This window comes from Mycobacterium arosiense ATCC BAA-1401 = DSM 45069 (assembly GCF_002086125.1).
GTDB lineage: Bacteria > Actinomycetota > Actinomycetes > Mycobacteriales > Mycobacteriaceae > Mycobacterium > Mycobacterium arosiense.
Genome location: NZ_MVHG01000152.1, coordinates 1 through 5,009 on the forward strand (window position 1 = coordinate 1; position 5,009 = coordinate 5,009).

Genomic DNA, 5,009 nt, shown 5'->3' on the forward strand with positions numbered 1-5,009 from the left:
CAGCCCACTACGCTGCCACCTGTACCCACCAATGAACGACTCTCCTTCGCCGTGGACCAGTTCACGGGGTCCGGTCACGACCACGGCCACCGCAGCGGCTTGACTTAATCATCGATAGTCATTTCTTCAGATTGGCTAAACCGGGATCCGGCCAGCGCTTCCGACCGGCCGTCCCCAGGACTACCACTTCCGTCACTATGACATCGCGGCAGCCGATGAAACACGCTTCCCACCGGACGGGGCTAGCTGCAAAGGCCAGTGCGCCTAACAATGGCTAGCACGTCAAGTGACAATAATACTCTATTCTTTTGTACCCCAGGGTATTCCACTCCCGTTTCAGGGACAATCGCTATTATCCACAAGATCAGTCTGCAGATGAATCAGCTTCCTCGTCTCCGGTTGGGCCGACGACTGGCGCTGTTGGCGTCCTAACAAAAGTATTGACCGGCGATGTCGGTGTCCTCGGTTCCCAGCGTTCTCACGCCGCAGACGCTTCAACTCATCGGAGTCTTGGCCCCCACGAACGCCGCCATCAATCTGGCCCTGGCGCACGCTCTTGCGCACCGTCTCGGCGCAGCCAACCCCGAGTAGCCGGGCGACCTTACTGACCGCCTCCCAGTCCGAGTCGTGCTGATTGCTGATCTCGACGACCATCCGCACCGCCCGCTCACGCAGCTCCGGCGGCTGCTTCCTCGACGAAACACCTGCTATTACTCCAACCTTCCCAAGAAGTGGAGTTTCGGGCATCCCGGTGCGTACACATAGCGGTACATGAAGCTCACGGCGTTGCCCCGCGCGGCATCCGGACTACTGTTTGCGACTCAGATGCTTTATCGTCCCGGGGCACCCCGCTGCTGGCAACCGGGGCATTACTCGCTAACCTGCGAAAAACCTCATTTGGCGGTAGCGAGTCCGCGTTGATACCCGCCGCACACATGGCGTGCGCCTTGAACACACGGCCCACTGCAGTAGGCACATAAGTAGCGACATGCAGTCGATTCTCAAATCCACGAATTTCCTTGTCCCCGAGCACGATGACCCGAGACGGGTTGTTGGACAGCTCCGCATGCACTCGGGCGTAGATCAGCTCGTCACCTTCTAGTAGGTTCGCGCTGACAGCGATTTGGGTCACGCTGTGACGATTGCTCAGCGGAGACGTCGCTGCACCAAGCAGCGGGGGTCGCACACCAAGTATCTGCAGCGGTCGCAGATACTGCTCGGTGGATGCGAAAACGCTCACGTTCCAGCCCTCTCGAGCTCGATCGGCGAGGTACGCGCCAACCTCGTAGACAATCTCAGTAACTGAGGAACCCAGCACAACCAGTTTTGCCTCGGCGTTGGCTCGAGGTCGGCGACTTGGCAGTCGTGGGCGCTCTGCGCCAACGGTCACGACGGGCTGCATTACTGAGTTCCTTCGGCGTACCAGGTCCTGAATTCGTCGTATCCGGGCATCTCCTCCGAATTCGCCTTCGGGTCGATAGGCACGTGGATGACGCCGACCTTCCCGCTTGCAAAGGCTCGTGCGATCGCCGGCCCGATGTCCTCTCCACGCTCAGCGTATTCGCCGTAGCACCCGAAACCTTCGGCGATCTTGTCAAACCGCACATCCTTACTCCAATGCACTCCGGTCTCCAGTGACCCCTGGCCAAACGTGCGCTTGTATACGCCGACCTCCAAACCCCATTGGTGGTCAACGCCCACGACGCAAACCAGCGGTAAGTGCAGGCGCGCAGCGGTTTCCAGTTCGGCAATATGGAACATGAACGATGAATCGCTGGTCAGCAGCATCACTCGGCGCTGTTTGCGGTCCGCCACCGACGCGCCGACGGCATAGGGCAGGCCGGTCCCAATATGGCCGAAATTCTGGTTCCAAATGACGTCGTGTGGCTTGGCCTGAGAATAGGTCCACTGGAAAACAACAGTCGCACCGCCGTCGCGGACCATGATGCCGTCGTCAGGAAACGCTTTCGTTGCCTCCACCACGAAACGTGCGGGATGAACGGGGATTCCCGATGGGGCGCTCTTCGCGAGCTCGGCCAGACGGCAAGCATCTTGCGACACCCAACCGTCGAGATTGGGGGACGCGGAGCGCAGCGGACCATTGAGCGCACCTACTAGCTGCGGGACGATAGCGCGCAGGTCACCGACCAACGGAACGTCGATCCGCCGGTTGACCCCAATCGCCGTAGGATCAAGTTCGACACAGATCCATTTACGATTTGCCTCATTGGCAGCCCAATGGCGCCCCGTACCGTAGTGCACGGGCTCGCCGAGTTCTGTGCCAATTGCAATGCATAAATCCGACTGCGCTACCGCCTCAACGGCCGAGGGAGAAAAGCCGTAGGGGAAGGTGCGATCCTCTATGCCCTTGATGAACGCTGTTCCTCCAGACGTCTGAATCACTGGGCAATGCAGCAGTTTTGCGAGTGCCTCGACAGAATCACCGGCGCGTGCGCACTGTACGGCGTGCCCGACCAGAAGAACGGGCTGCTTGGCTTTCTTGATCAACTCCACAGCCTTCTCGACCATCGGCGCGCTTGCACCTTGGTTGACGAGGCGGTAGGCATCAGGCGGCAAGGGCGTCGGAGAATCTAGCTCGTGCTGGATCACATGTGCCGGGTATTCAATGTAGGCCGGTCCGGGCGTGCCGGTCAACGCGCGCCGCAGCGCTTCACGGACGATCTCGTCAGTCTGATCAGCATATTCGATGCTGGCCGCGTATTTCACAGACGGCGCGATGAGCGGCGTCTGTGAAATAAACTGAATGCGGCCGCGGCGCACCCGCTGTTCGGTGATGCGAGCCCGTTGCCCGCCCAGAAAAATGACAGGTGAATTTTCGACCGTCGCGCACATCATCGCTCCAGCCAGATTGGCCAAACCTGGGCCGAGCGTGCCGATACAAACACCAGGCCCGCCCGTCATGCGGGAGACCGCCTCTGCCATAAACCCCGCGCATTCTTCATGGTGTGGGGCAACGACGTCCCAGCCGCGCTGCTCCGCAGCGTGAAACATATGCACAAAATTCGGATCCGGAATCCCGAAAAGCGTTCTGACACCCTCCGCTTCAAAGAGTTCCAGAATGCGCTCGTACACCATACGACCCATTGATAGATCCCTCCCACTGCTTCCGCCACGTAGGATCTCCACGGTCCAGCTCGCCGGCTGCTACCGAAACGTCAACGACCGCACCACGAGCAACACCAGCGCTAATGCCGTTGTCACCAAAGGGCGGTACATCCTTAGAACACTCCGCCCATCGGTTCTGCCGTGTGCTGCTGTGCAGACCTCCTCACCGGTGACTGCCCTCGATCGTGCCTTGCTTCGAGGCTCTGGCCCGCTGTGCTAACCCCCTTTACAGACGATCAGCCAGGCGTGACCATTCCGTCAGGCGGGACGTTCGTGACAACTATTACAGTAATGTAATGCACAGTAGTAGATCATATCGTATGCGACCTTACGAGATTGCACGACGCAAGCTGGCAGTCGGTCACCGTCGTTAGGCACCGTCACTGGACCGGCGGTCTGCCAGTTGGTGGACCATTCCGAATCGACTGAGGTTAAAGCGCGTTCTTTTGGCCTCGGCGCAAGGAACTCGTGTCCGGACCATGAATTCCGTCGATAACTTCGTGTAGCACGGGTGGATTCACTGGTCGAAGACCTGTACTGCTGGAAATGGAAGGACGTCCGCCGACGGTACACCGGTCGCAACTGCGTCCCGGTATGACCGCCAGCGGGCAGGCCCGACGTATTTAACTTCGCCTCCGTCCGTATACCCGATACTGCTATCGCGACAAATACGATCACCAACCTCTGGACCGCCAACCACGATCAACAGTGGGGGACTGTGGCGGCCCTTGCGTGGAAGCACCCAAGGGCGGGTTCGGCGATCGGCCTGAAAAACGGACCGGTAGCAACAGCGGCGCCGACCACAGGCCAATTCAACCAATCAACCTGTTGTGGTGCAGTGGTACGCTTATCGCACATGTCGGCTTGACGATGCACATCTCGTCTGGGTCGGCTTCGTGAGATGTCAGACTGAAAATCGGCTGGGCGATATTCAGCGGTTCCCCACACGCGGGGCTGCTGCTGTGGGGAAAGTCTCGAGAATTGTGAAGCGAGTAATCGTGAGGCTGGCAATAGCGGCGCTGGTGCCTGTCTGTGGAGGCCTGGTTAGCGTTGTGTTGGCAACTACCATCCAAGCCGAGCGGGACCTCGGCGGCACCTCCGGTCGATGGTGCCCAGGGCAAGAGATGCCGCTGACCGGCTATCCACCCCATCCAGTGGTTTGGAAGATGAATGTCTGCCACGACTGGTACACCATCTACAATGACCGCTCCGATAGTTGGACGGTCATCCAAGGGAAACCTCCCCTCGCTTAACCAAGCCGATCCGTGCACGATGCCGAGTCAGGTATTTCGCGCTCGGTGGTTAGTTAAGATGTTGACAGTGTCGCTGTCGCCGAAACGAGTGCGGAATCCTCGGGTATCTTGTTCATTGTCGCACCAGTCGGGCTTCGGCAGCCGAAAGGTCATCGACCGTGAACGACAAATGAGTCCGACCAAGCAGATTGCGTGCGGCCGACGGGGCACCAGCACAGCCGGGCTCGGCTCACCACAACAGCTCGAGCCGCAACGTCCTTGACGATCATCTGCGAGGTGAGTCGCGTACCGCAGTCGATCTCCGCAGCCGCCGCTACTTCTTATCCGGCGCTGTATGTCTCGGCCACTGTGAAGACCAGCCCTTCGATGTAGAAGCGCAGCGCCTCCTTCAGGTCGGCTACGCAGAGTCCGACGTTGGACACAACTAGCTCTGCTATCAACGGACCCTAAAGCCGGTGCGAGACAACGGCTTGAACGCAGCCTTGCATCGCCTACATCTTTTAGAATGGATGTCGATCATTGTTGCTGCTCTCACACGCAGCTTTCCAGACGCTGAACCGCCCCGGGATGTCTGGAGACTCCACTTCTTGGGAAGGTTGGAGTCATGTCAGGTGGTTCGTCGAGGAGGTA

The 5,009-nt window shown here is 59.2% G+C and carries 2 protein-coding genes and 1 pseudogene; all 3 read right to left on the bottom strand.

Translation table 11 applies throughout. The annotated features are described in order from the left end of the window. Positions 1-471 precede the first annotated feature (471 nt). Positions 472-711, bottom strand: a pseudogene (locus BST14_RS30475) (transposase); the annotation flags it as partial. Between the two features lie 67 nt (positions 712-778). Further along, complete coding sequence (locus tag BST14_RS29915) at positions 779-1,132, bottom strand: hypothetical protein (RefSeq protein ID WP_142279652.1); 354 nt, start codon at positions 1,130-1,132, stop codon at positions 779-781. A 269-nt stretch (positions 1,133-1,401) separates the two neighbouring features. Next, on the bottom strand, positions 1,402-3,105 hold the full coding sequence (locus BST14_RS27430) for a thiamine pyrophosphate-binding protein (RefSeq protein ID WP_083067422.1): 1,704 nt from the start codon (positions 3,103-3,105) through the stop codon (positions 1,402-1,404). Positions 3,106-5,009: the final 1,904 nt, after the last annotated feature.